At 68.1% G+C, this 19,829-nt stretch carries 19 protein-coding genes; 5 read left to right on the top strand and 14 right to left on the bottom strand.

Annotation, left to right across the window (positions count from 1 at the left end):
* Nucleotides 1-392: 392 nt before the first annotated feature.
* Nucleotides 393-1,160 (bottom strand): precorrin-4 C(11)-methyltransferase, encoded by a 768-nt coding sequence (cobM, locus tag C5E41_RS09655; protein WP_104375499.1) that lies wholly within the window; start codon nt 1,158-1,160, stop codon nt 393-395.
* A 36-nt stretch (nt 1,161-1,196) separates the two neighbouring features.
* The gene (locus C5E41_RS09650) at nt 1,197-1,772 is read right to left on the bottom strand and encodes a Uma2 family endonuclease (RefSeq protein ID WP_063031825.1); all 576 of its coding nucleotides are present in this window, start codon (nt 1,770-1,772) and stop codon (nt 1,197-1,199) included.
* Nucleotides 1,773-2,096: 324 nt separating this feature from the next.
* On the opposite strand from C5E41_RS09650, the gene C5E41_RS34935 reads away from it, so the two are divergent.
* On the top strand, nt 2,097-2,768 hold the full coding sequence (locus tag C5E41_RS34935; RefSeq protein ID WP_258080861.1) for a cupin domain-containing protein: 672 nt from the start codon (nt 2,097-2,099) through the stop codon (nt 2,766-2,768).
* 21 nt (nt 2,769-2,789) lie between these two features.
* Here C5E41_RS34935 and C5E41_RS09640 read toward each other — a convergent pair whose 3' ends face one another.
* The 3 genes from C5E41_RS09640 to C5E41_RS09630 form a co-directional block, all read right to left on the bottom strand.
* Nucleotides 2,790-3,215 carry a PPOX class F420-dependent oxidoreductase gene (locus C5E41_RS09640; protein WP_104375602.1) on the bottom strand — a complete coding sequence of 142 codons (426 nt, stop codon included), beginning with the start codon at nt 3,213-3,215 and terminating at the stop codon, nt 2,790-2,792.
* A gap of 146 nt (nt 3,216-3,361) precedes the next feature.
* Complete coding sequence (locus C5E41_RS09635) at nt 3,362-3,979, bottom strand: response regulator (protein ID WP_104375498.1); 618 nt, start codon at nt 3,977-3,979, stop codon at nt 3,362-3,364.
* Entirely contained in the window at nt 3,976-5,175 is a 1,200-nt protein-coding gene (locus C5E41_RS09630; protein WP_181063179.1) for a sensor histidine kinase, read from the bottom strand. Before C5E41_RS09630 ends, C5E41_RS09635 begins: the two co-directional genes overlap by 4 nt.
* Before the next feature lie 330 nt (nt 5,176-5,505).
* Between C5E41_RS09630 and C5E41_RS09625 the strand changes: the two genes are divergently transcribed.
* Nucleotides 5,506-6,555, top strand: coding sequence for an ABC transporter permease (locus C5E41_RS09625; RefSeq protein ID WP_104375497.1), 1,050 nt, complete (start codon nt 5,506-5,508; stop codon nt 6,553-6,555).
* A 25-nt stretch (nt 6,556-6,580) separates the two neighbouring features.
* Nucleotides 6,581-7,309: an ABC transporter ATP-binding protein gene (locus tag C5E41_RS09620; RefSeq protein ID WP_104375496.1), complete on the top strand. Its 729-nt coding sequence runs from the start codon at nt 6,581-6,583 to the stop codon at nt 7,307-7,309.
* A 78-nt stretch (nt 7,310-7,387) separates the two neighbouring features.
* Here the strand turns inward: C5E41_RS09620 and C5E41_RS09615 are convergent, their stop codons facing one another.
* The 6 genes from C5E41_RS09615 to C5E41_RS09590 are packed head-to-tail and all read right to left on the bottom strand — an operon-like array spanning nt 7,388 to nt 15,475.
* The gene (locus C5E41_RS09615) at nt 7,388-9,334 is read right to left on the bottom strand and encodes an acetoacetate--CoA ligase (RefSeq protein ID WP_104375495.1); all 1,947 of its coding nucleotides are present in this window, start codon (nt 9,332-9,334) and stop codon (nt 7,388-7,390) included.
* A 7-nt stretch (nt 9,335-9,341) separates the two neighbouring features.
* A complete protein-coding gene (locus C5E41_RS09610; protein ID WP_104375494.1) occupies nt 9,342-10,160 on the bottom strand; it encodes an HpcH/HpaI aldolase/citrate lyase family protein in 819 nt (272 codons plus the stop codon).
* A gap of 8 nt (nt 10,161-10,168) precedes the next feature.
* On the bottom strand, nt 10,169-10,654 hold the full coding sequence (locus C5E41_RS09605) for a MaoC family dehydratase (RefSeq protein ID WP_104375600.1): 486 nt from the start codon (nt 10,652-10,654) through the stop codon (nt 10,169-10,171).
* Nucleotides 10,655-10,662: 8 nt separating this feature from the next.
* Nucleotides 10,663-11,823 (bottom strand): acyl-CoA dehydrogenase family protein, encoded by a 1,161-nt coding sequence (locus tag C5E41_RS09600; RefSeq protein WP_104375493.1) that lies wholly within the window; start codon nt 11,821-11,823, stop codon nt 10,663-10,665.
* Nucleotides 11,820-13,892 carry an acetyl-CoA carboxylase biotin carboxylase subunit gene (locus C5E41_RS09595; RefSeq protein WP_104375599.1) on the bottom strand — a complete coding sequence of 691 codons (2,073 nt, stop codon included), beginning with the start codon at nt 13,890-13,892 and terminating at the stop codon, nt 11,820-11,822. Before C5E41_RS09595 ends, C5E41_RS09600 begins: the two co-directional genes overlap by 4 nt.
* Before the next feature lie 5 nt (nt 13,893-13,897).
* Complete coding sequence (locus C5E41_RS09590; RefSeq protein WP_104375492.1) at nt 13,898-15,475, bottom strand: carboxyl transferase domain-containing protein; 1,578 nt, start codon at nt 15,473-15,475, stop codon at nt 13,898-13,900.
* Nucleotides 15,476-15,602: 127 nt separating this feature from the next.
* On the opposite strand from C5E41_RS09590, the gene C5E41_RS09585 reads away from it, so the two are divergent.
* Nucleotides 15,603-16,196, top strand: a complete 594-nt coding sequence (locus tag C5E41_RS09585; protein WP_104375491.1) for an SACE_7040 family transcriptional regulator — start codon at nt 15,603-15,605, stop codon at nt 16,194-16,196.
* 40 nt (nt 16,197-16,236) lie between these two features.
* Here the strand turns inward: C5E41_RS09585 and C5E41_RS09580 are convergent, their stop codons facing one another.
* Nucleotides 16,237-16,680, bottom strand: coding sequence for an SRPBCC family protein (locus C5E41_RS09580; protein WP_104375598.1), 444 nt, complete (start codon nt 16,678-16,680; stop codon nt 16,237-16,239).
* 441 nt (nt 16,681-17,121) lie between these two features.
* Between C5E41_RS09580 and C5E41_RS09575 the strand changes: the two genes are divergently transcribed.
* A complete protein-coding gene (locus C5E41_RS09575) occupies nt 17,122-18,375 on the top strand; it encodes a TetR/AcrR family transcriptional regulator (RefSeq protein WP_439956384.1) in 1,254 nt (417 codons plus the stop codon).
* Between the two features lie 4 nt (nt 18,376-18,379).
* Here the strand turns inward: C5E41_RS09575 and C5E41_RS09570 are convergent, their stop codons facing one another.
* On the bottom strand, nt 18,380-19,039 hold the full coding sequence (locus C5E41_RS09570; protein WP_104379888.1) for a hypothetical protein: 660 nt from the start codon (nt 19,037-19,039) through the stop codon (nt 18,380-18,382).
* A gap of 47 nt (nt 19,040-19,086) precedes the next feature.
* Nucleotides 19,087-19,797, bottom strand: a complete 711-nt coding sequence (locus C5E41_RS09565; RefSeq protein WP_104375488.1) for an NUDIX hydrolase — start codon at nt 19,795-19,797, stop codon at nt 19,087-19,089.
* Between the last annotated feature and the right edge of the window lie 32 nt (nt 19,798-19,829).

Genomic DNA, 19,829 nt, shown 5'->3' with positions numbered 1-19,829 from the left:
CCCGTAACCTCGCTTCCGGAACGCCACGCAGCGCTCCCCGATGGCACACCGATGCCGACGCCCACCTCATTCGAGCGTGGCGTCCGGCATTCGGGGCTCACTTCGATTGCAATCAGACAAAAATGTTCATAGGACCTATCCGTCCGTCGGGCCGATCTTGTTACATGGGCCCGACCACACCCACCGGCCACGGATCGGCCTCGTTTCGAGATTCGCTGATGAACACCGAACCAATCTACCGTCAGGTACCGGCAATCAGCCAAGAAGGGCGATAGCGCTGCGACATCACCACTGCACTCCGTTGTCCCCGCCTCCTCGGGGTTCGATTCGGCCCTGGGAAACCGCCGGGAATCACCAGTCGCGAGTGACCGAAATCGCCGTGCGCGAGGGGTTCACGCGCCAGGTCCGGATACCGGGTGCCGCTCCCGTCCCGGGTCGTACAGATGTGACTGCGCACAGTCGAGCGCCGGGGTCAGCGCCCGCCCGACCAGAACCACCGCGGCCTGCCGCAGTCCGGCCGCCTCGACCTGGCCGGCGATATCGGCGAGCGTCCCGCGCAAAATCCGCTGCTGCGGCTGACTGGCCCGGTAGACCACCACGGCCGGACAGTCGGCGCCGTACTCCCGCGCCAGCTCCGCGGCCAGCTCCCGAATTCGCGTGATCGCCAGATGCAGTACCAGACTGGCCCGGGTCCGCGCGAAATGTCCCAGTGCCTCGGACTCGGGCATCGCGGTCGAGCGCGCCTGCGTCCGCGTCAGCACCACCGACTGCACCACCTCCGGCACCGTCAGCTCACTGCCCAGGGCCGCGGCGGCCGCCGCATAGGCCGGCACCCCGGGCGTCACATCCCAGGAGATGCCCAGCCCGTCGAGCCGTCGCGCCTGCTCGGTCAACGCCGAATAGATCGACGGATCCCCCGAACACAGCCGAGCCACATCCTTACCCTCGGCGTCGGCCCGCGCACAGTGGGCGACGATCTCGTCCAGATCCAGCCCCTGGGTATCGATCAACTCCGCCTCGGGCGCGCAGTGCGCGAGCACCTCGGGATCCAGATATGTCCCGGCATACAGGCACACCGGAGATTCCCGCAGCAGCGCCACCGCCCGCAGCGTGAGTAGATCGGCCGCCCCGGGACCCGCTCCGATGAAATGCACGGTCATGCCCGGAGTCTAGGTGCCCGCCCGATCCCGCAACCCTCAGCCCAGCCGGCCAAGCTCGATGGTGAGCGGGCAGGGCGATGTGGTCCGGAACGTTCCGGTCGCTTCGCCTTCGTCCACATATCCGAGTTCTTCGGTGAGCCGGAATACCAACAGGCTCAGCGGCTCGTTGAGGTCGATGATCCAGTAGTGCGCTATGCCGGCTTCGGCGTATTCGCTGCGCTTGGTCACCGTATCGGTGCGACGCGAGCCCGGGGAAACGATTTCGACGACGAGCACCGCTTCCGACGTGCGAAGAATGCCACCGGAGGTACGGACTCGTTCCAGTTCGGCACGCGTCACGACGATCAGATCCGGTCGCCTGACGGTGGCGGGTTCGTCCGGCGGGACCAACCCCAGATCGACGTCGACGTCCGGCACGGCCACCAGATCGTCCGGCAGCTGCGCGAACAACTGCATATACAGTTGCGCGCCGGCGATATTGTGCGCCGGTGTCGGTGACGGCGACACGACGAGTACCCCCTCCTGCAACTCCCAGCGATGCCGGTCGTCTTCGGGGAGCGCCACGAAATCGGAGAGCGTCAGCAGCCGTTGCGGATACGAAAAGGCTGTCACCTCAGCTCCTCGCCTCGTCTTCACGGTCGCCCCATTGTCCCACGGGGTGCATTCGGAACGGTGGAACCGAAGGATGGGTGGTCCTCGCGGCACACACCCACAGTGGAGGTGCGAAGCGAGCAGCTGGACCGCATGTCGAACTTGTTGCAGTGCAAGCCTTTTCAACCACGTAGCCATCCTGCTCAACGGCGGTGTTCGGTAGCCCGCAGGCGGTCTCGGTGCCGTTCGCAGGGACAGATCACTGCTCGATTCGCCGGCTCCGCGCGGTGCCGCGCGGCGTAAGATCATGCGCGGGGGTCATCCACAACTCCGAAGGTGAGCACGATGACGAAATTCGTTCAGACCATCGAGTTCAAGACCTCGCAGCTCGACGAGTTCAATCGCACGCTGGATCGGTGGCTGACGGCTACCGAGGGCACGCGCTCGGCGACGCACAGTATGGAAACCCGGGACCGCGACCATCCGGACACCTACCTGCAGATCGTGGAATTCCCCTCCTACGAGCAGGCCATGGCGAATTCCGCGCTGCCCGAGACGACCGGCTTCGCCGAAACCCTCGCCGCACTGTGCGACGAGCCGGCGGTCTTCCGCAATCTGGACCTGGTGCGTGAGGACGATATGGGGACGCCGGATGCGGCCCTACTGGTGAAGAACTTCGACTCGGCCGACGAGACGCGGGAATTCGAATCCGGCAGCGGGCGCCTCGAGGTCGTGCAGGCACCCTCCGGCGCGGTCGGCCGGGCCGTCTTCGAGCCGGGCTGGCGCTGGTCCACGCACGTCAAGCCGATCGCCGGAACCGACAGCTGCCAGGTCTCCCACATCGGCTACTGCATCTCGGGGCGGATGCACATCCGGATGGACGACGGCACCGAGTGCGAGGTCGGCCCGGGAGATTTCATGCAGTGCCCGCCCGGCCACGACGCCTGGACCGTCGGCGAGGAAGCCTGCGTACTGGTCGACTGGGCCGCGGCCGCCGAATACGCCCGGCGTCGCTGAGTTCTTCCGGCCCCAGTCCGGCTATCCGGTCATGTTCAGCCCACCGAGGATCTTGTGCGGGCGTACTCGCACGACCAACTCACCGGGGACGGCGTTGCGTGTGCCGAATTCCTCGGCGCGGTCCGGGCCCATGTACCGCGCGGCGATGGCGGTCGCGGTGCGCAGGAGTTCGGCAGGATCCTCGGAGAGGGTGGCCACGCCCTGCACCTGGAAGTAGGCGTACGGCGGTTCGTCCAGGTCCACGCAGAGGGCGACGCGAGGGTCGCGAGCCAGCGCCTTGCCCTTGGCGGTGGTTTTGCCGGTGTTGAAGACCAGGTCGTCGCCGTCGAGGATGAACCACACCGGATTGACGATCGGGCGGCCGTCGGACGCGACCAGAGCCAATTTGCCGGTACGAGTGCCGGCAGCGAGAAACTCCCGCACTTCGGGATCGGTGATGGAAGGCATGAGCACACCCTAGAAAGAGGCGGCGTGTGCGCGGGCCCCGACACGCGCCGAGGGACAGTGCCGCGACCGGCGTCGGCGCGGCCCGGCTGGCTCTGCCCGGCTCGGATGGCCCGCGCTCGCGCGTCAGATGGCCCCGCGCTCGCGCGTCAGATGGCCCCGCGCTCCCGTGCCCGCGCCACCGCCGACGTCCGCGATTTCACGCCCAGCTTCGAATAGATATGCACCAGATGGGATTTCACCGTCGTCTCGCTGAGGAACAGCTGTTTGCCGATGTCGCGGTTGGAATGACCGTCGGCAACCAGGCGCAGCACCTCGATCTCGCGGGCGCTCAGGGTGGTGTCCGGTTTGCGGACGCGGGTCATCAGTTTGGAGGCGACCGAGGGGGACAGCACGCTCTCCCCTGCCGCGGCCCCGCGCACGGCGGCGAGGAGTTCGGGCGGCGGGGTGTCCTTGAGGATGTAGCCGCAGGCGCCGGCCTCGATGGCGCCGAGGATATCGGCGTCGGTGTCGTAGTTGGTGACGACCAGGACGTTCGGCGGATCGGGCAGGGCGCGCAGGGCCAGGGTCGCGTCCACGCCGGATTTGCCGGGACCGAATCGCAGGTCCATCAGCACCAGATCGACGCTGGTCGTGGTGCAGAACGCCACGGCCTCCTCGGCCGTGGCGGCCTCACCGACCACCGTGATGTCCTCGCCGGAATCCAGCAGAGCCCGCAATCCGGCGCGGACGATGGCGTGATCGTCGGCCAGCAGAAGACGCATCACGATCTGTCCTCACGCGAAATCAGTTCGGCAGCAATGGTTTCCGAGTCGTGCAGCGGAAACGATACGGTGACCGCCGTATGCCCCGGTTCGGATTCGACCTCCATGACACCACCCTGCTGTTCGACGCGGCTGCGCATGGCGTTGAGGCCGAAGGTGCCGCGCCCGAATACGGCCGGATCGATGCCGATACCGTCGTCGACGACATCGAGATGGACGGCATCGTCACCGTAGGTGAGCGTGATCCGCATCCGGTCGGCGCGGGCGTGCCGGACGACATTCGACACCGCGCCCTGCGCCACCCGCACCAGCGCGGCCTCGACGGGCATCGGCAGCCGCATCGGCGTCCCCTCCACCACGGTGCGGGCGCTCAGTCCGGGCCCCTCGGCACGCCGGGCGATCCGGTCGAGCGCATCGCTCAGCGATTGTCCTTCCAGTACCGCGGGAGTGAGGTCGCCGATCAACTGCCGGGCCTCGGCCAGATTGTCCGCGGCGGTTTCCCGGGCGAGCCGGATCTGTTGCACCGCAGGGTGATCCGGCGCATCGCGTTCGGCGGCATGTAACAGCATCTGGATGCTGGACAGCCCCTGGGCGACGGTGTCATGGATCTCCTGCGCCAGCCGTTCCCGTTCCGCGAGCCGACCGGCGGTGCGTTCACGTTCGGCGAGAATGGCCCGGGTGGAGAGCAATTCGTCGATCAGCTGCTGACGGTCGGCCGCCTCCCGGAACAGCGCCCGATAGCCCAGACCGATCGCGATGGCGACGATCGCACCCAGTACCGGCCCGGCGATTCCGGGAACCGTCCACCCCTCGTGCAATCCCCAGCCGACCACCGAGACGACCGTCGCGGCGACGACCGCGGCCAGTCCCCACAGTCGCGGCAGCAGATGCAGATAGAGGAAGAACAGCCCGAACACCAGGTAGACGGCCTCCGGAGCCAGCACGATCAACGCCAGCCACAGCACCGTGAGCCCACCCAGCCACACCCGTGCCGCGACCGGACGCCCCCGCAGCAGCCCACCGGCGAAGTAGAGGACAAGAAACAGCGCCGCCAGCACGATGACCGCGACGGTCGGCCGCGCGCCGTCGTCGCCGGGAACGGCTGCTCGCACCATCACCACAACCACCAGCGCCGTCATCAGCACATGCAGTCCGACCTGCAGTGCGGCGAATACGGGGGTGAGCGGGGAGCGGTGCACGCTGCCAGCTTATGCGCGGTTACCGCGTCGGCATCGTTCGAAAGTTGGAACGCCCGACACCCGTCCGGGCATATCGCGCCGCCCGCCCGCCCCGGCGATCGAGGACGCGGCGGTATGTTCCGGTGATGGCCCGAGCTAGCGAATCCGGCGATCCGGCCTGAAACACCGGATCGAAGCAGCCGGGCCGCGTCCTCGGCGACGCGGCCGTCGACGGCCGCACCCGCGAGGTTGCCGATCCATCGAAAGGTGGAGTGCCGGCCCCACCGTCGGTGGTCGGAACGTGTCCGCGATGGCGATGCGACCAGGCCGTCGTATCGCGAGAGTGGCATCATGTTCGTCGCACTGCGAGATCTGCGGGCCGCCCGCGGTCGATTCCTCCTCATCACCCTGGTCGTCACCATGGTGGCACTGCTGGTGAGCTTTCTGAGCGGACTGACGGCGGGTCTCGCACACCAGAATGTCTCCGCACTTCAACGGCTGTCCGGCGGCAGCGTCGTATTCGCCGACACCGGCGCCGACCCGTCGTTCGATTCCTCCGCCCTGACCGCCGAACAGGTCGAGCGCTGGCAGCGAGCCGGGGGAACCGTCGATCCGGTGGGCATCAGCCGTAGCCAGGCCGTCCGTGCGGGATCCGCGCCGGCTCAGGTGGCGATATTCGGCGTCGACGGCAAGGCATTCGGCAATCACGCGGCAACCGCCCCCGGGACGGTCGTGCTGAGTAAGGCCGCCGCCGACGAGCTCTCGGCCGCCGCCGGTGACCGCATCTCGATCGGCGCCCGGACCTTCACGGTCGCGGGGATCGGCAACGACGACTGGTACGCGCACACCCCGGTGGTCTGGACGACGCTGTCCGAGTGGCAGCAACTCGATCCGCGCGGCGCAGCCGCCACGATTCTGGTCGCCTCCGGCGTGCCCGATACCGCTGCGGTGAACGCCGCCGCGCACACCCGCACCACGAGCGTCGACGGCTCATTGCAGGCGATCGGGTCGTATCGGGCCGAGAACGGTTCCCTCACCCTCATGACCGTGATGTTGTTCGTGATCTCAGCCCTGGTGATCGGCGCGTTCTTCACCGTATGGACCATCCAGCGCACCCCGGACATCGCGACGCTGAAAGCGCTGGGCGCCACCACGACCGCGCTGGTTCGCGACGCACTGGGGCAGGCGCTGATCGTGCTGCTCCTGGGTGTCGGCGTCGGTGTCGGGGTGACCGCACTGGCCGGGGCCCTCATCGGCGGGGCGGTGCCGTTCGTGCTCAGCGCGGCCACGACCGTGGTGCCCGCACTCGCCCTGATCGGGCTCGGCCTGCTCGGCGCGGTGTTCGCGCTGCGCTTCCTGGCCACCACCGACCCGCTCACCGCGCTCAACCAATCTCGTTGATTCGATTACCGCACAGGAGCTTTCGATGACCACCACCCTGACCGTCGCCGATCTCACCCTCACCTTCCCCGACGGCGCCGGCCGCATCACCGCCCTCGACCGGGTGTCATTGACCGTGCGCGGCGGCGAGATCGCCGCCATCACCGGCCCCTCGGGATCGGGCAAATCGAGTCTGCTGGCCACGGTGTCGACGCTCGTGCGTCCGGATTCGGGCCGGATTCTGCTCGAAACCGACGACAGCAGCGTCGACCTCGCCCGAGCGTCCCGGCGCGAGGCCACCACCCTGCGCCGCGAACGCATCGGGATCGTCTTCCAGCAGCCCAACCTCATCCCCGCCCTCACCGCGGTCGAACAACTCGAGGTGATGCAGCACCTGGGCGGCCACACCGTCGTCTCACCGCGCCTGCGCCGCCGAACACGTGACAAGGCCATGGGCCTGCTCGACGCGGTCGGGTTGAGCGGCCACGAGAAGAAGCGCCCGGCTCAGCTGTCCGGTGGTCAACGGCAACGCGTCGACATCGCCCGCGCCCTCATGCACGACCCCGCGCTGCTGGTTGTCGACGAGCCGACCAGTGCCCTCGACCAAGAACGCGGGGCCGCCGTCATCGACCTCATCCTCGAGGTCGTGCACACCCGGGCCGCCGCCACCCTGCTGGTAACCCACGACCGCACCCACCTGCATCGGATGAACGCGGTCTACCGCATGGTCGACGGCCGGTTGTCGGTGGAGGAGGCCGGAGAGCTCGCCGCCTGATCGCCCGCGGCCCCGATGCGGTGAGTCGCGCGTACTCGGCGGCCACGCGAACAGCAGACCACCCTTGCGCGGCTCGGCCTACGTCGCCCGTTTCCGCGCCGGCACCTCCGCGTACCAGGTGAGCAGATCCGCATTGTCGACCGCGCTGCGTTCGACCACCCGATCCGGGTCCGCACCCTGGAACAGTTTCTTGATCGGCACCTCGAGCTTCTTGCCGGTGCGGGTGTGCGGAATGCCCGGGGCGGCGATGATCTCGTCGGGGACGTGGCGCGGCGAGACCTCGGTGCGAATCGTCGTAGCGATGCGCTGTTTCAGCTCGTCGGTCAGTTCGGCGCCCGGGGCGAGGGTGACGAACAGCGGCATCCAGTAACCACCGTCGGGCTGTTCGGCGCCGATCACCAGGGCCTCGGCGATCTCCGGAAGTTGTTCCACCGCTTGGTAGATATCGGCCGAACCCATTCGGATGCCGTGCCGGTTCAGCGTCGAATCGGAGCGGCCGTGCACGACGATACTGCCGTGGTCGGTGACGGTGATCCAGTCGCCGTGCCGCCAGACGCCGGGGAACATCTCGAAATACGCTGCGCGATAGCGACTTCCGTCGGGATCGTGCCAGAACGACACCGGCATCGACGGCATCGGCGCGGTGATCACCAATTCCCCGACCTCGCCGCGCACCGAGCGGCCCGATTCGTCCCAGGCATCCACCGCCGCACCGAGGAACGGCACGGACAGCTCGCCCGGCCACACCGGCACCGTGCGCACGCCGCCGATGAACGCGGACACCACATCGGTGCCGCCGCTGATCGAGTTCACCTGCACCCGCTCACCGACGTTGTCGCGCAACCACAGCGCCGACGACGGCGGCAGCGACGACCCGGTGATACCGACCGTGCGCAGCGCCGAGAGATCATGGTCGCGCCGCGGCACCACGCCGGCCTTGATGCAGGCGAGCACGTAACCCGGGCTGGTGCCGAGCACGGTGGTGCCGGTGCGCGCGGCCAGGTCGAACAGCGAATCGGCGTGTGGATAGGTCGGACTGCCGTCGTAACAGACGATCGTCGCACCCACCAGCAGGCCGGCGACCTGGAAGTTCCACATCATCCAACTGGGGCTGGTGTACCAGAAGAAGACGTCGCCGCGGCCGATATCCGATTGCAGCGCAGCGGCTTTCAGATGTTCGAGCAGGACGCCGCCGTGCCCGTGCACGATCCCCTTCGGCAGCCCCGTGGTGCCGGAGGAGAACAGGATCCACAGTGGATGCGCGAAACCGACTGGCTCCGTGGACAATTCGGCGCCCTCGGGCGCGGCGACCGCATTCCAGTCCAGGGCGTCGGGCACCGCACCGCCGAGACGCGGCACCACGACGGTGGCGCGAACGGTCGGCAGCCCGGCCCGCAGGGCGGCGATATCGGCGCGCTTGTCGTGCGCTTTCCCGCCGAAGTAGTAACCGTCGGCGGTGACCAGCACGGCCGGCTCCAACTGCCCCAGCCGATCGAGCGCCGCCTTGGCCGAATAGTCCTGCCCGCAGGCACTCCACACCGCGCCGATACTGGCCGCACCGAGGAAGGCGATCACGGCCTCGGGGATGTTGGGCAGATAGCCGACGACCCGATCGCCGAGTCCCACACCGAGTTCGCGCAGCGTCGCCGCGAAGGAGGCGGTGCGGCCCAGCAGTTCCGCCCAGGAGATCTCGGTCAGGCCGCCCTGTTCGCCGGCGTAGACGATGGCGGGCCGGTCGGTGCGGGCGTGGCGGGCGATCTGATCGACGTAGTTCAGCAGTTGCCCCGGAAACCATTGCGCGCCCGGCATGTCGGCACTCGCCAGCACCGTGTCCGGCGGGTCGCCGAGTTCGAAGTACTCCCACAGCGCGCCCCAGAACCCGGGCAGATCGGTAATCGACCATTCCCACAGCGAGTGATAGTCGTCGAATTCTCGTCCGGTCCGGGCCCCGACGAATCGGGCGAAGTCTGCGACCCGCGCCGTCTCCAGGTCCCCGGCATCGGGCTCCCACTGCGGTTGCGTCATGACTCTCCTAGGTCTGCCGGGCCCCGGCGCGCCGCAGAATGCGCTCGGCGTGCCGGATCACCGGGCCGTCCACCATGCGTCCCTCGAAACTGAACACACCGCGATTGTTGGGCACCTCCGCCAGCACCCGGCGGGCCCAGTCCACTTCCTCGTCCGCCGGCGCGTAGGCGGCCCGGATCACCGCGAGCTGTTTGGGATGGATGGCGACCTTGACGTCGTAGCCGACCGCCACCGCCTCGTCCGATTCCGCGCGCAACCCGTCGAGGTCGGCGATATCGAGATACACCGAGTCCAGCGCGATCTTGCCGTACGCCTTCGCCGCCAACAATGCGGTCGAACGCAGCTGCCGTGCCACATCGCGATAACCACCGTCGGCGCGGCGGCTGGAATTGCCGCCGAGTCCGGCGACCAGATCCTCCGCCCCGGCCATCGAGGCGATCGCATTCGGTGCCGCCATGACCTCTTCGGTGCGCAGCGCGCCCAGCGGCGATTCGAACAGCGCGAGGACCTCGTAGTCCGACAGCAGCGAGAGCTGTTGCGCCGATTCACATTTCGGCAGCATGACGCGACGATAGGAGGTCGAGGCCAGCACGGTCAGGTCCGCGTCGAAATCGTGCGTACCGGCCGCGTTGACCCGGACCACCGTCCGCTCCGGATCGAGCGGCGTGGCCATCAGCACCTCGCGCGCGGCCTCCTTGTCCCCGGCCGCGACGCCGTCCTCCAGATCGATGATCACGACGTCGGCCGCTGCGGCGGCCTTCTCGTAGCGTTCGCCCCGGTCGGCGGGGCAGAACAGCCAGGCCGGGCCCGGGAGTTCCCAGTTCATCCGCGCTCCTACTCGCCGTCCGGGCGCATCCGCATCAGGGTTTTGCGGACCGCGGTGGCCACCACGTCGCCGTGCTGGTTGCGCCCGGTGTGCGCGAAGGTCGCGATCCCTTCGCCCGGACGGCTGTTCGACTCGCGCTTGGCGGTCACGAGGGTTTCGGCGTACAGGGTGTCGCCGTGGAACATCGGCTTCGGGAAGGCGACCTCCGAGAAGCCCAGATTGCCCACGATGGTGCCCTGCGTCAGCTGCGCCACCGACAAGCCGACCAGCGTCGACAGTGTGAGCATGGAGTTGACCAGTCGCTGATTGAACGGCGGCAGACCGTCGGCGAAGGCCGCGTCCAGATGCAGCGCCTGGGTATTCATCGTCTGCGTGGTGAACGCGACGTTGTCCGCTTCGGTGATGGTGCGCCCGGGCCGATGTTCGTACAGCACACCGACTTCCAGCTCCTCGAACCACAGCCCGCGCTGCACCACCCGGCGCACCGGCTCCATCGGCTCGCTCACAGCCCCAGCTCCCGTCCGATCAGCATCAACTGCACCTCGGTCGTACCCTCGCCGATTTCCAGAATCTTGGAATCGCGATAGTGCCGGGCCACAGCATATTCGTTCATGAAGCCGTAGCCGCCGAAAATCTGGGTGGCATCGCGGGCGTTGTCCATCGCGGCCTCGCTGGCGACCAGCTTCGCGATCGCGGCCTGCTTCTTGAACGGTTTGCCCGCCAGCATCAAGGCCGCCGCATCGTAGTAGGCGGTGCGTGCGGCGTGCGCCCGCGCCTCCATCCGCGCGATCTTGAACGCCACCGCCTGATTGCGGCCGATGGCGCGGCCGAACGCCTCTCGCTCACCGGCGTAGCGCACGCTCTCGTCGACACAGCCCTGCGCCGCACCGACCGAGAGCGCCGCGATCGCGATCCGTCCCTCGTCCAGGATCCGCAGGAAGTTGGCATAGCCGCGGCCGAGTTCGCCCAGCAGATTGGATTGCGGCACCCGGACGTCGGTAAAGCTCAGCGGATGGGTGTCCGAGGCGTGCCAGCCGACCTTGTTGTAGGCCGGTTCGGCGACGAAGCCCGGGGTGTCGGTCGGCACCAGGATGGTGGAGATCTCCTTCTTGCCCTCCGACTCACCCGTCACCGCGGTCACGGTGACCAGCCGGGTGATGTCGGTGCCCGAGTTGGTGATGAACTGCTTGCTGCCGTTGATGATCCAGTCGTCACCGTCGCGAACGGCGGTCGTGCGGGTGCCGCCGGCATCGCTGCCCGCACCAGGTTCGGTGAGTCCGAAACCCGCGAGCGCACGGCCGGAGGTCAACTGCGGCAACCACTCCTGCTTCTGCGCCTCGTTACCGAACCGGTAGATCGGCATGGCGCCCAGCGACACTCCGGCCTCGAGCGTGATCGCCACGCTCTGGTCGATCTTGCCGAGTTCCTCGAGCGCCAGGCACAGCGCGAAGTAGTCGCCGCCCATACCGCCGTACTCCTCCGGGAACGGCAGGCCGAACAGCCCCATATCCGCCATGCCCGACACGACCTCGTACGGGAAGGTATGGGCCGCATCATGTTTCGCCGCGACCGGCGCGACGACCTGATTCGCGAAATCGCGGACGGTCAGCGCCAGGTCCCGGTACTCCTCCGGCAGCGTGCCGGTGGACAGGAAATCGCTCATGCGCGTGCCTCTTTCTGCTCGTTGTCCGCCTGTTCGCTGTCCGATTCCTCGCTGTACGATTCCTCGGTGTCCACGACGGGCTCGGCGGCGATCCGCGCCAGGACCTGTTCGACCTGTACCTGGTCGCCCGCGGCGACCAGCAGCTCCACCTTTCCGGCGACCGGCGCGGTCAGGGTGTGTTCCATCTTCATCGCCTCGACCACCACCACGGGGGTGCCGGCGGCCACCTCGGCGCCCGGTGTCACGTGCACCGCGATCACCGCACCCGGCATGGGACTGAGTATTTCGGCATCGGTGAGCTGTTCGTCGCCACCGCGCAGACTCGGTTCGGCCACCTCGCGCACGGCCGCGACACCGTCGGTGCCGGCCACCCAGATCGGGCCACCGTCTTCGGCGACCCGGTAGCGCAGCCGGATGCCGTCGAGGTCGATCGTCAGTACCGCGTCGTCGAGCGCGGCGGTCAGCGAGCGCGGCCGCGCGGCGTCGACCGCCACCCGCGCGTCGCCCGGGGCCCCCGTAATCGCCACGTGCACCACGCGTTCGCCGCCCTCGAGCCGTAGCACCGTGGGCGCCGCGGTGCCGATGCGCCAGCCGTCCGGGATCTCCCACGGTCCCCGCGGCGCATCCGGCCACGCCCGCAGCCAGCGCGCCACCGCCGCCGCGACGAACTGGTCGTCGGTGACCGATGCCGGCCGGAAATCCCCCGCGCGCCGGTCCAGCAATCCGGTGTCGAGATCACCGCGCAGCACATCGGGATCGGCCAGCAGGAACCGCAGGAAGTCGGTATTGGTCCGCACGCCGAGTACCTGGGTGTCCGCGAGTGCCTGATCGAGCCGGGCGATCGCGGTCGCGCGATCCGGTCCGTGCGCGATCACCTTCGACAGCATCGGGTCGTAGTCGCTGCCGATCACACTGCCGGTGCGCAGCCCGGAATCCACCCGCACGCCCGGACCCTGCGGTTCGGCCAGCGCCAGCACGGTGCCGCCGGTGGGCAGGAAGTCGCGGCCGGGATCCTCGGCGTAGACGCGAGCCTCGACGGCGTGCCCGGTGAGCTGGATATCGTCCTGCTCGGCGACGATCTTCTGCCCGGCCGCCACCCGGACCTGGCATTCCACCAGATCGACCCCGGTGACCAGTTCGGTCACCGGATGTTCGACCTGCAGCCGGGTGTTCATCTCCATGAAGAAGAATTCGTCCGGCCGGTCGGCGGAGACGATGAATTCGACGGTGCCCGCGCCCACGTAGTCGACGCTGCGCGCGGTGTTGCAGGCGGCGGCGCCGATCCGCGCCCGCGTCTGCGGGTCCAGCAACGGTGAGGGCGCCTCCTCGATGACCTTCTGATGCCGGCGCTGCAGACTGCATTCCCGCTCACCCAGATGCACCACGTTGCCGAATTGATCGGCGAGAATCTGCACCTCGATATGCCGGGGTGTGGCGACGAAGCGCTCCAGGAACAGGGCGTCGTCGCCGAACGCCGCGGCGGCCTCCCGGCGCGCGCTCACCAGCGCCGCAGGGAGATCGGCGGGATCGTCGACCCGGCGCATCCCCTTGCCGCCACCTCCTGCCGACGGCTTGACCAGCACCGGATAGCCGATATCGGTTGCGGCCGCGATCAATTCGTCGTCGGTGAGACCGGGCCGGGCGATACCGGGCACGACCGGCACCCCGAAGTCGGCGACCGCGGTCTTGGCCGCGATCTTGTCACCCATGATCTCGATCGCTCGCACGGGCGGACCGAGGAACACGATGCCGGCCTGCTCCAGCGCCGCGGCGAAGGCCGAATTCTCCGACAGGAAGCCGTACCCCGGATGCACGGCCTGCGCACCGGAGCGCACGGCCGCATCGACCACCCGATCGATATCGAGGTAGCTCTGGCGCGCCGGGGCCGGGCCGAGCCGCACCGCGACGTCCGCCTCGGCCACGTGCCGGGCGCCGACATCGGCATCGCTGTACACCGCCACCGAGCGAATTCCCATGCCGCGCAGGGTGCGGATCACGCGCACGGCGATCTCGCCACGATTGGCGACCAGCACGGTGTCGAAGGGCACCGGGTGAGATTTGTTCAGCATGGTGATCACATCCGGAATACGCCGTAGGAGACAGGTTCGAGGGGCGCCTGCGCGCAGACCGAGAGCGCCAGACCGAGCACGGTTCTGGTGTCGGCGGGATCGATGACCCCGTCGTCCCACAGCCGGGCGGTGGAGTAGTACGGATTGCCCTGGCGCTCGTACTGCTCTCGGATCGGCGCCTTGAACTCTTCCTCCTGCTCGGCGCTCCAGGAATCGCCGAGCTGATCGCCGCGAACGGTGGCCAGCACCGAGGCGGCCTGCTCACCGCCCATCACCGAGATGCGGGCGTTCGGCCACATCCACAGGAAGCGCGGCGAATACGCCCGTCCGCACATCGAATAGTTACCGGCGCCGTACGAACCGCCGATGACGACCGTCAGCTTCGGCACCCGCGCGCAGGCGACCGCGGTCACCATCTTCGCGCCGTGTTTGGCGATACCGCTCGCCTCGTAGTCGCGCCCGACCATGAAACCGGTGATGTTCTGCAGGAACACCAGCGGAATGACCCGCTTGTCGCACAGTTCGATGAAATGCGCGCCCTTCTGGGCCGATTCACCGAACAGCACACCGTTGTTGGCGACGATGCCGACCGGGTGGCCGTGGATGCGCGCGAAACCCGTGACCAGGGTGCGGCCGTATTCGGCCTTGAATTCCTGGAATTCACCGCCGTCGACGATGCGCTCGATCACCTCGTGCACGTCGTAAGGCGTACGCAGGTCCACCGGAACCACGTCGTAGAGCTCCGACTGCGGGGCGATCGCGTCGACCGGCGCCGTGATCTCCCACGGACTCGGCGACTTCGGCGCGAAGGTGCCGACGATACGGCGCACGATGCGCAGCGCGTCCTCGTCGCTGTCGGCCAGATGGTCGGTGACACCCGATGTGCGGGAATGCAATTCGCCGCCGCCCAGTTCCTCCGCGGTGACGACCTCACCGGTGGCCGCCTTCACCAGCGGTGGCCCGCCGAGGAAGATCGTGCCCTGATTGCGCACGATCACCGCCTCGTCACTCATCGCGGGAACATAGGCGCCGCCCGCGGTGCAGGACCCCAGCACCGCCGCGATCTGCGGAATCCCCTTGGCGCTCATGATCGCCTGGTTGTAGAAGATCCGGCCGAAGTGTTCGCGGTCGGGAAAGACCTCGTCCTGATGCGGCAGATGCGCACCGCCGGAATCCACGAGGTAGACGCACGGCAGATGGTTCTGCAGTGCCACCTCCTGGGCGCGCAGATGCTTCTTGACCGTCATCGGGTAATAGGTGCCGCCCTTGACCGTCGCATCGTTGGCGACGATCACGCATTCCCGGCCGGACACACGACCGATACCGCCGATCACCCCCGCGCCGGGACAGTCCCCGCCGTACATCCCGTCGGCCGCCAGCGGCGACAGCTCCAGGAACGGGCTGCCGGGATCCAGCAACCGGTCCACCCGCTGGCGCGGTAGCAGTTTGCCGCGCGCCAGATGGCGGTCGCGGGCCCGCTCGGGTCCGCCCAGCGCACTCGCCGCCAGCTTCGCGCGCAGCTCGTCGAGCAGCGCCAGATGTGCGGCACGATTGCCGGCCTGCACGTCCTGCGTCAGGGTCATCACGCCATCCTGCCCATTCGGTTAGTGGCCAATAACTGGAAACTAAGATAATCTTCGTTAACTGAAATGTCCAGGCGTGCCGGTAACCGGATCCACCGAACGCCGCCGACCTGCGGAGAGGAGCCCGATGAGCAGCAGTGAGGCCATCGCTCCCACACGCCGAGAGCAGCTCAAGGCGCAGCGGCGGCAACAATTGCTGGAGGCCGGGGCGCGACTCATCGCCGACCGCGGCTTCCCCGGGGTGCGCCTCGACGACCTCGGCGCGGCGGCCGGCATCAGCGGGCCGGCGGTCTACCGGCACTTCCCCAACAAGGAAGCCGTCCTGGTGGAATTGCTGGTCGGAATCAGCACCCGGCTGTTCGAGGGCGGCAAGGCGGTCGCCGAACAGGCCGAGTCCCCGCGCACGGCACTGGCCGGATTGATCGAGTTCCATCTCGACTTCGCCCTCGGCGAGCCCGAACTCATCCGCATTCAGGACCGGGACCTGGAAAGCCTGCCCGAATCCGCGCGGCGGCAGGTGCGCCGCCTGCAGCGGCAGTACGTGGAGATCTGGGTCGGGGTGCTGCGCGGCCTGCACCCGGAGCTGGACGAGACCGGCGCACGGGTCAAGGCGCACGCCACCTTCGGCCTGATCAACTCCACACCGCACAGCGCCTCCCCCACGCTGGCCGGACGGGCCCGGCCCATTCTGCGCGAGATGGCCTGGGCTGCGCTGAGCTGAGAGTCGAGCGGCCGAGTCGAGCGGCCCGAGCCGGCGCGGTCTAGTCGCGACGGAGTTCGGCCTCGGCGGTCGAGAGGACCGCGCTCACGCCGAGATACACGGCGGGAATCAGCGCGAGCGTCCAGGCGGCGGCGAAAAGCGGTGTGGCGAACTCGAATTGGGAATGCCAGCGCACCAGCGTACCGGACGGATGGTCGTCGAAGGTCACGGTTCCGTCCTGACGACGCAGCAGCGGAAGCGATTTCAATATGCGATAACGAAACAGTCGCGGCGGGTCGTAGTCGACGACCTCCTCGGTCAGCCGCAGCAGCGGCGTCACCAGCAGCCGCACCGCCCCGACCCCGTGTTCGGAGACATTGCCCGGACGGACCGGAGTGACCCGCCGGATCGCCGGAACGCGCTGGTAGTTGGTGGCGTCGGTGATCCAGTCGAAGACGTCGGCGCGGGGTGCCCGGATGATCCGTTCCAGGTCCAGCGTGCGCATCGAGAGTCCCTTCGCTACCGCGGTGTCGTATGAGTTCCCGACCGACGGGGATGCCGGATCGGTGCCGAGTGCCAGCGCAGCGTACGGCGCGGCGGGCACTCGCTGCCAGTGACGAGAGTCGAAACGATGCTATTTCGATACGAGCAAGCGATCTGGTCATTCGCCCAAGCCGGGGCGCTGCCGCGAAAAGATGAATCCGGTCGGTATTTCCTTGCGACAGAATACTTTTCAGTCGTACCGGCATACCCCGGTGGCCCGGGCGTCGGCGGCGATAGGACACAATTGTCCCGATCCGGCCCGGCCCCGGCCTTCGCCACCGCAGCGATCCCCGGTATGCCTCCGGAACCGGCGGTAACACCGGAGATCCGGAGATCATCCGGTGACTACCATGGCATTCATGAGCGCCGAGGAGTGCCGCCGCACCGCAGACAGGCCGGAACCGTGAGCGTCGAGCGTGGCACCGCGAGCCCCGCAGAACAGCCGGCAACAAAGCCACAGGAGCGGGTGATTCGCCGTCGCCCGAAGAACCGGCGTGCCCAGATCGCTGCTACCTCGGCGGCGGCGTTCGGCTCGCTGGGCTATCACGGAGTCAGCATGGAGGACATCGCCTCCCGCCTCGGCATTTCCTCGGCGGCCCTGTACCGGCATTATCCGAGCAAGTACGCGCTGTTCCGAGAGGAACTGCTGCGCCTCGGCGCGCTGACGGCGGAATCGACCACGGCCGACCCCGAGGCCGCGGACCTTCCGGTGCAGCAAAGGCTGGCCGGCGTGCTCGACGCCATCATCGCCGCGACCATCGCCAATCGCCCGACCGTGACGTTGGCGCGATGGGAGGGCCGCTATCTCGACGACACCGATCGCGCGACGCTGGACGAGCAGTTCAGCACCTCGATCCGCGCCCTCGCCGACCTGCTCGGTGAATTGCGCCCGGAACTGCCCCGGCGCGACCAGCTGGTGCGCGCGGTGGCTCTGCTCAGCATCGTCAGCAGCATCGGCGACCATCACGCCACGCTTCCGGTGAAATCGCTTACCGCCGTGCTCAATTCGGCCGCGTGGGCGATCATCGGCGCGGAACTACCGGACGCCGCGCCGGCGGCGGGCACACCGCGGTCGGCGGAGATACCGCTATCGTTCAAACACGAACTGCTGCTGAAGAAATCGGTGGAGCTGTTTCACCAGCGCGGCTATCCGAATGTGAGCGTGGAGGATATCGCGACGGCCGCGGATCTCTCCGCGGCCTCGGCCGTCTACCGGTATTACCGCAGTAAGGGCGACCTGCTCGCGGCCGCGTTCCGGCGCGCGGCGGATCGGACGTCGGGCGCGATCGGCCCGGCCACCGCCTCGTCGAAATCTCCCGCCGAGGCACTGTCGAAACTGATCGAACTGTATGTCACCGGGTCGTTCGAAGAACGCGAATTGACCTTCGTCTATTACGCCGAGTTCAGCCACGTCCGGCCCGAGGAACGCACGGTACTGCGCACTATTCAGCGGTTGATCGTGGCCGAATGGGTGAAACTGCTGGTCGCGGTGCGGCCGGAACTGTCCGAGGCGCAGGCGCGCATTCTGGTGCAAGCCGGATTCGGGCTCGTGGTCGATCTGGCCCGGGTCTTCAGCGACGACGAGAACGTCTGCCCGCCCGAGCGCGTCATGGCCCTGATGGAGGTCGTGCTGTTCGGTTCGCCGCGCCGCGAGTGACCCATCAGCTGTTCATGCGCGGCCACGGATAGAGCGCCAGGTGGATGAGCAGGATCGCCAGCAGTCCGAGTAACAGCGCGGTGACGAATCCCGCGCGATGCTCGAGATAGCCGAGGGTGCGAAACAGGGTGGGAAACGGTACTTCCCGCGCGAAGAACATCGACAGCACGCTCGGCAGGATCACCCACATCACCGCGATGGTTCCGTACAGCACGTAGGCGCCGGTGAAGGTCCCCGGATCGACCGCGCGGGCTCCCCCGGCGAAGGCGACCGCGGCGGTTAGCGCCGCGCACGCCAGCACCAGATAGCCACCCATCCCCTCGGTGCGCACGGCATCGGGGTCAGGGGTGAGCCGGCCATTGGCGGTGGTCTGCCGGCCGGCGACCATGGCCGGTTGCTCCGGCGGCATCGCCAGCTGCGGGAGCGAGTAGTAGGCCAGCACGACGATCACGAAGACGACCACGAGCCGCACCCACGAATGCCCGTCCTCGAGGTGGCCGATCGTCGCCGAAATCGTCGGCCAATCCGCCAGATCGAAAACCGCGGCCAACTCCGGAACCGCGATGACGATGCCCGCGAGCCCCCACATCAGATATCCCCAGAACTCCGCCGAGCGCCCGGCGACCGTCGGCGCACTCAGGGTTCCGGTAGTGACCTCCGTCATATTCCCGGTGTACCACCGCGCGGGCACGCGGGGGCAACGACGGGGAATCAGCTGGGCCGCAACATCGGCGGGTGCAGTACCTGTGCGGGTCCGGCGCGATAGAGCTTGGCCGGACGACCGCCGTCGCGGGTGGTGGTGGCGCCGGTCGCCAGGACGAAACCTGGTGTGGTGGTGACCTTGCGGTGGAAATTGCGCGGATCGATATCGGTGCCCCACATCACCTCGTAGACCCGGCGCAGTTCGGCCACCGTGAATTCGCTGCCGCAGAAGGCGGTGGCCAGCGGCGTGTATTCCAGTTTGGCGCGGGCCCGCTCGACGCCGTCGGTGAGAATGCGGCGATGGTCGAAGGCGATGCGGGCGCGCTCGGCGAGCAGTTGCTCCACCGACCAGATGCCGGCCGCCGTGGCCTGCGAACCCGCCTGCGGCGCGGGCAGATTCGGCGCCAGCGCCAGATAGGCGGTACTGATCACCCGGCCGCGCGGATCACGGCCGGGTTCGCCGTAGGTCGCCAGCTGCTCCAGATGCAAGCGGTCGCCGCGAATTCCGGTCTCCTCGCGCAACTCCCGTACCGCGGCCGCGGAGAGGCTTTCCTCGGGGCGGACGAAGCCTCCCGGCAACGCCCATCTTCCGCGATAGGGTGCGTAGAGGCGCTGGACCAGCAGCGCGCACAGCGTGTCGTTGGCAGTGTGGCGGGCGCCCAGGGTCAGAACCACCAAATCGACCGCGACCGCTGCATTGAGGCGAAAACCACTGCCCATGACGGGCATTGTAATCGTCAGTGTGACGATAA

This window comes from Nocardia nova (assembly GCF_002933465.1).
Lineage (GTDB): Bacteria > Actinomycetota > Actinomycetes > Mycobacteriales > Mycobacteriaceae > Nocardia > Nocardia nova_B.
The sequence above is the reverse complement of the archived record's forward strand: the minus strand, read 5'-3'. Positions and strand labels throughout refer to the sequence as shown.

Bases quoted from the DNA above. Each gene is read 5' to 3' on its own strand.
- cobM (WP_104375499.1), bottom strand. From the start codon at position 1,160: ATGACCGTGCATTTCATCGGAGCGGGTCCCGGGGCGGCCGATCTACTC.
- C5E41_RS34935 (WP_258080861.1), top strand. From the start codon at position 2,097: ATGACGAAATTCGTTCAGACCATCGAGTTCAAGACCTCGCAGCTCGAC.
- C5E41_RS09640 (WP_104375602.1), bottom strand. From the start codon at position 3,215: ATGCCTTCCATCACCGATCCCGAAGTGCGGGAGTTTCTCGCTGCCGGC.
- C5E41_RS09625 (WP_104375497.1), top strand. From the start codon at position 5,506: ATGTTCGTCGCACTGCGAGATCTGCGGGCCGCCCGCGGTCGATTCCTC.
- C5E41_RS09620 (WP_104375496.1), top strand. From the start codon at position 6,581: ATGACCACCACCCTGACCGTCGCCGATCTCACCCTCACCTTCCCCGAC.
- C5E41_RS09615 (WP_104375495.1), bottom strand. From the start codon at position 9,334: ATGACGCAACCGCAGTGGGAGCCCGATGCCGGGGACCTGGAGACGGCG.
- C5E41_RS09610 (WP_104375494.1), bottom strand. From the start codon at position 10,160: ATGAACTGGGAACTCCCGGGCCCGGCCTGGCTGTTCTGCCCCGCCGAC.
- C5E41_RS09605 (WP_104375600.1), bottom strand. From the start codon at position 10,654: ATGGAGCCGGTGCGCCGGGTGGTGCAGCGCGGGCTGTGGTTCGAGGAG.
- C5E41_RS09600 (WP_104375493.1), bottom strand. From the start codon at position 11,823: ATGAGCGATTTCCTGTCCACCGGCACGCTGCCGGAGGAGTACCGGGAC.
- C5E41_RS09595 (WP_104375599.1), bottom strand. From the start codon at position 13,892: ATGCTGAACAAATCTCACCCGGTGCCCTTCGACACCGTGCTGGTCGCC.
- C5E41_RS09590 (WP_104375492.1), bottom strand. From the start codon at position 15,475: ATGACCCTGACGCAGGACGTGCAGGCCGGCAATCGTGCCGCACATCTG.
- C5E41_RS09585 (WP_104375491.1), top strand. From the start codon at position 15,603: ATGAGCAGCAGTGAGGCCATCGCTCCCACACGCCGAGAGCAGCTCAAG.
- C5E41_RS09580 (WP_104375598.1), bottom strand. From the start codon at position 16,680: ATGCGCACGCTGGACCTGGAACGGATCATCCGGGCACCCCGCGCCGAC.
- C5E41_RS09570 (WP_104379888.1), bottom strand. From the start codon at position 19,039: ATGACGGAGGTCACTACCGGAACCCTGAGTGCGCCGACGGTCGCCGGG.
- C5E41_RS09565 (WP_104375488.1), bottom strand. From the start codon at position 19,797: ATGGGCAGTGGTTTTCGCCTCAATGCAGCGGTCGCGGTCGATTTGGTG.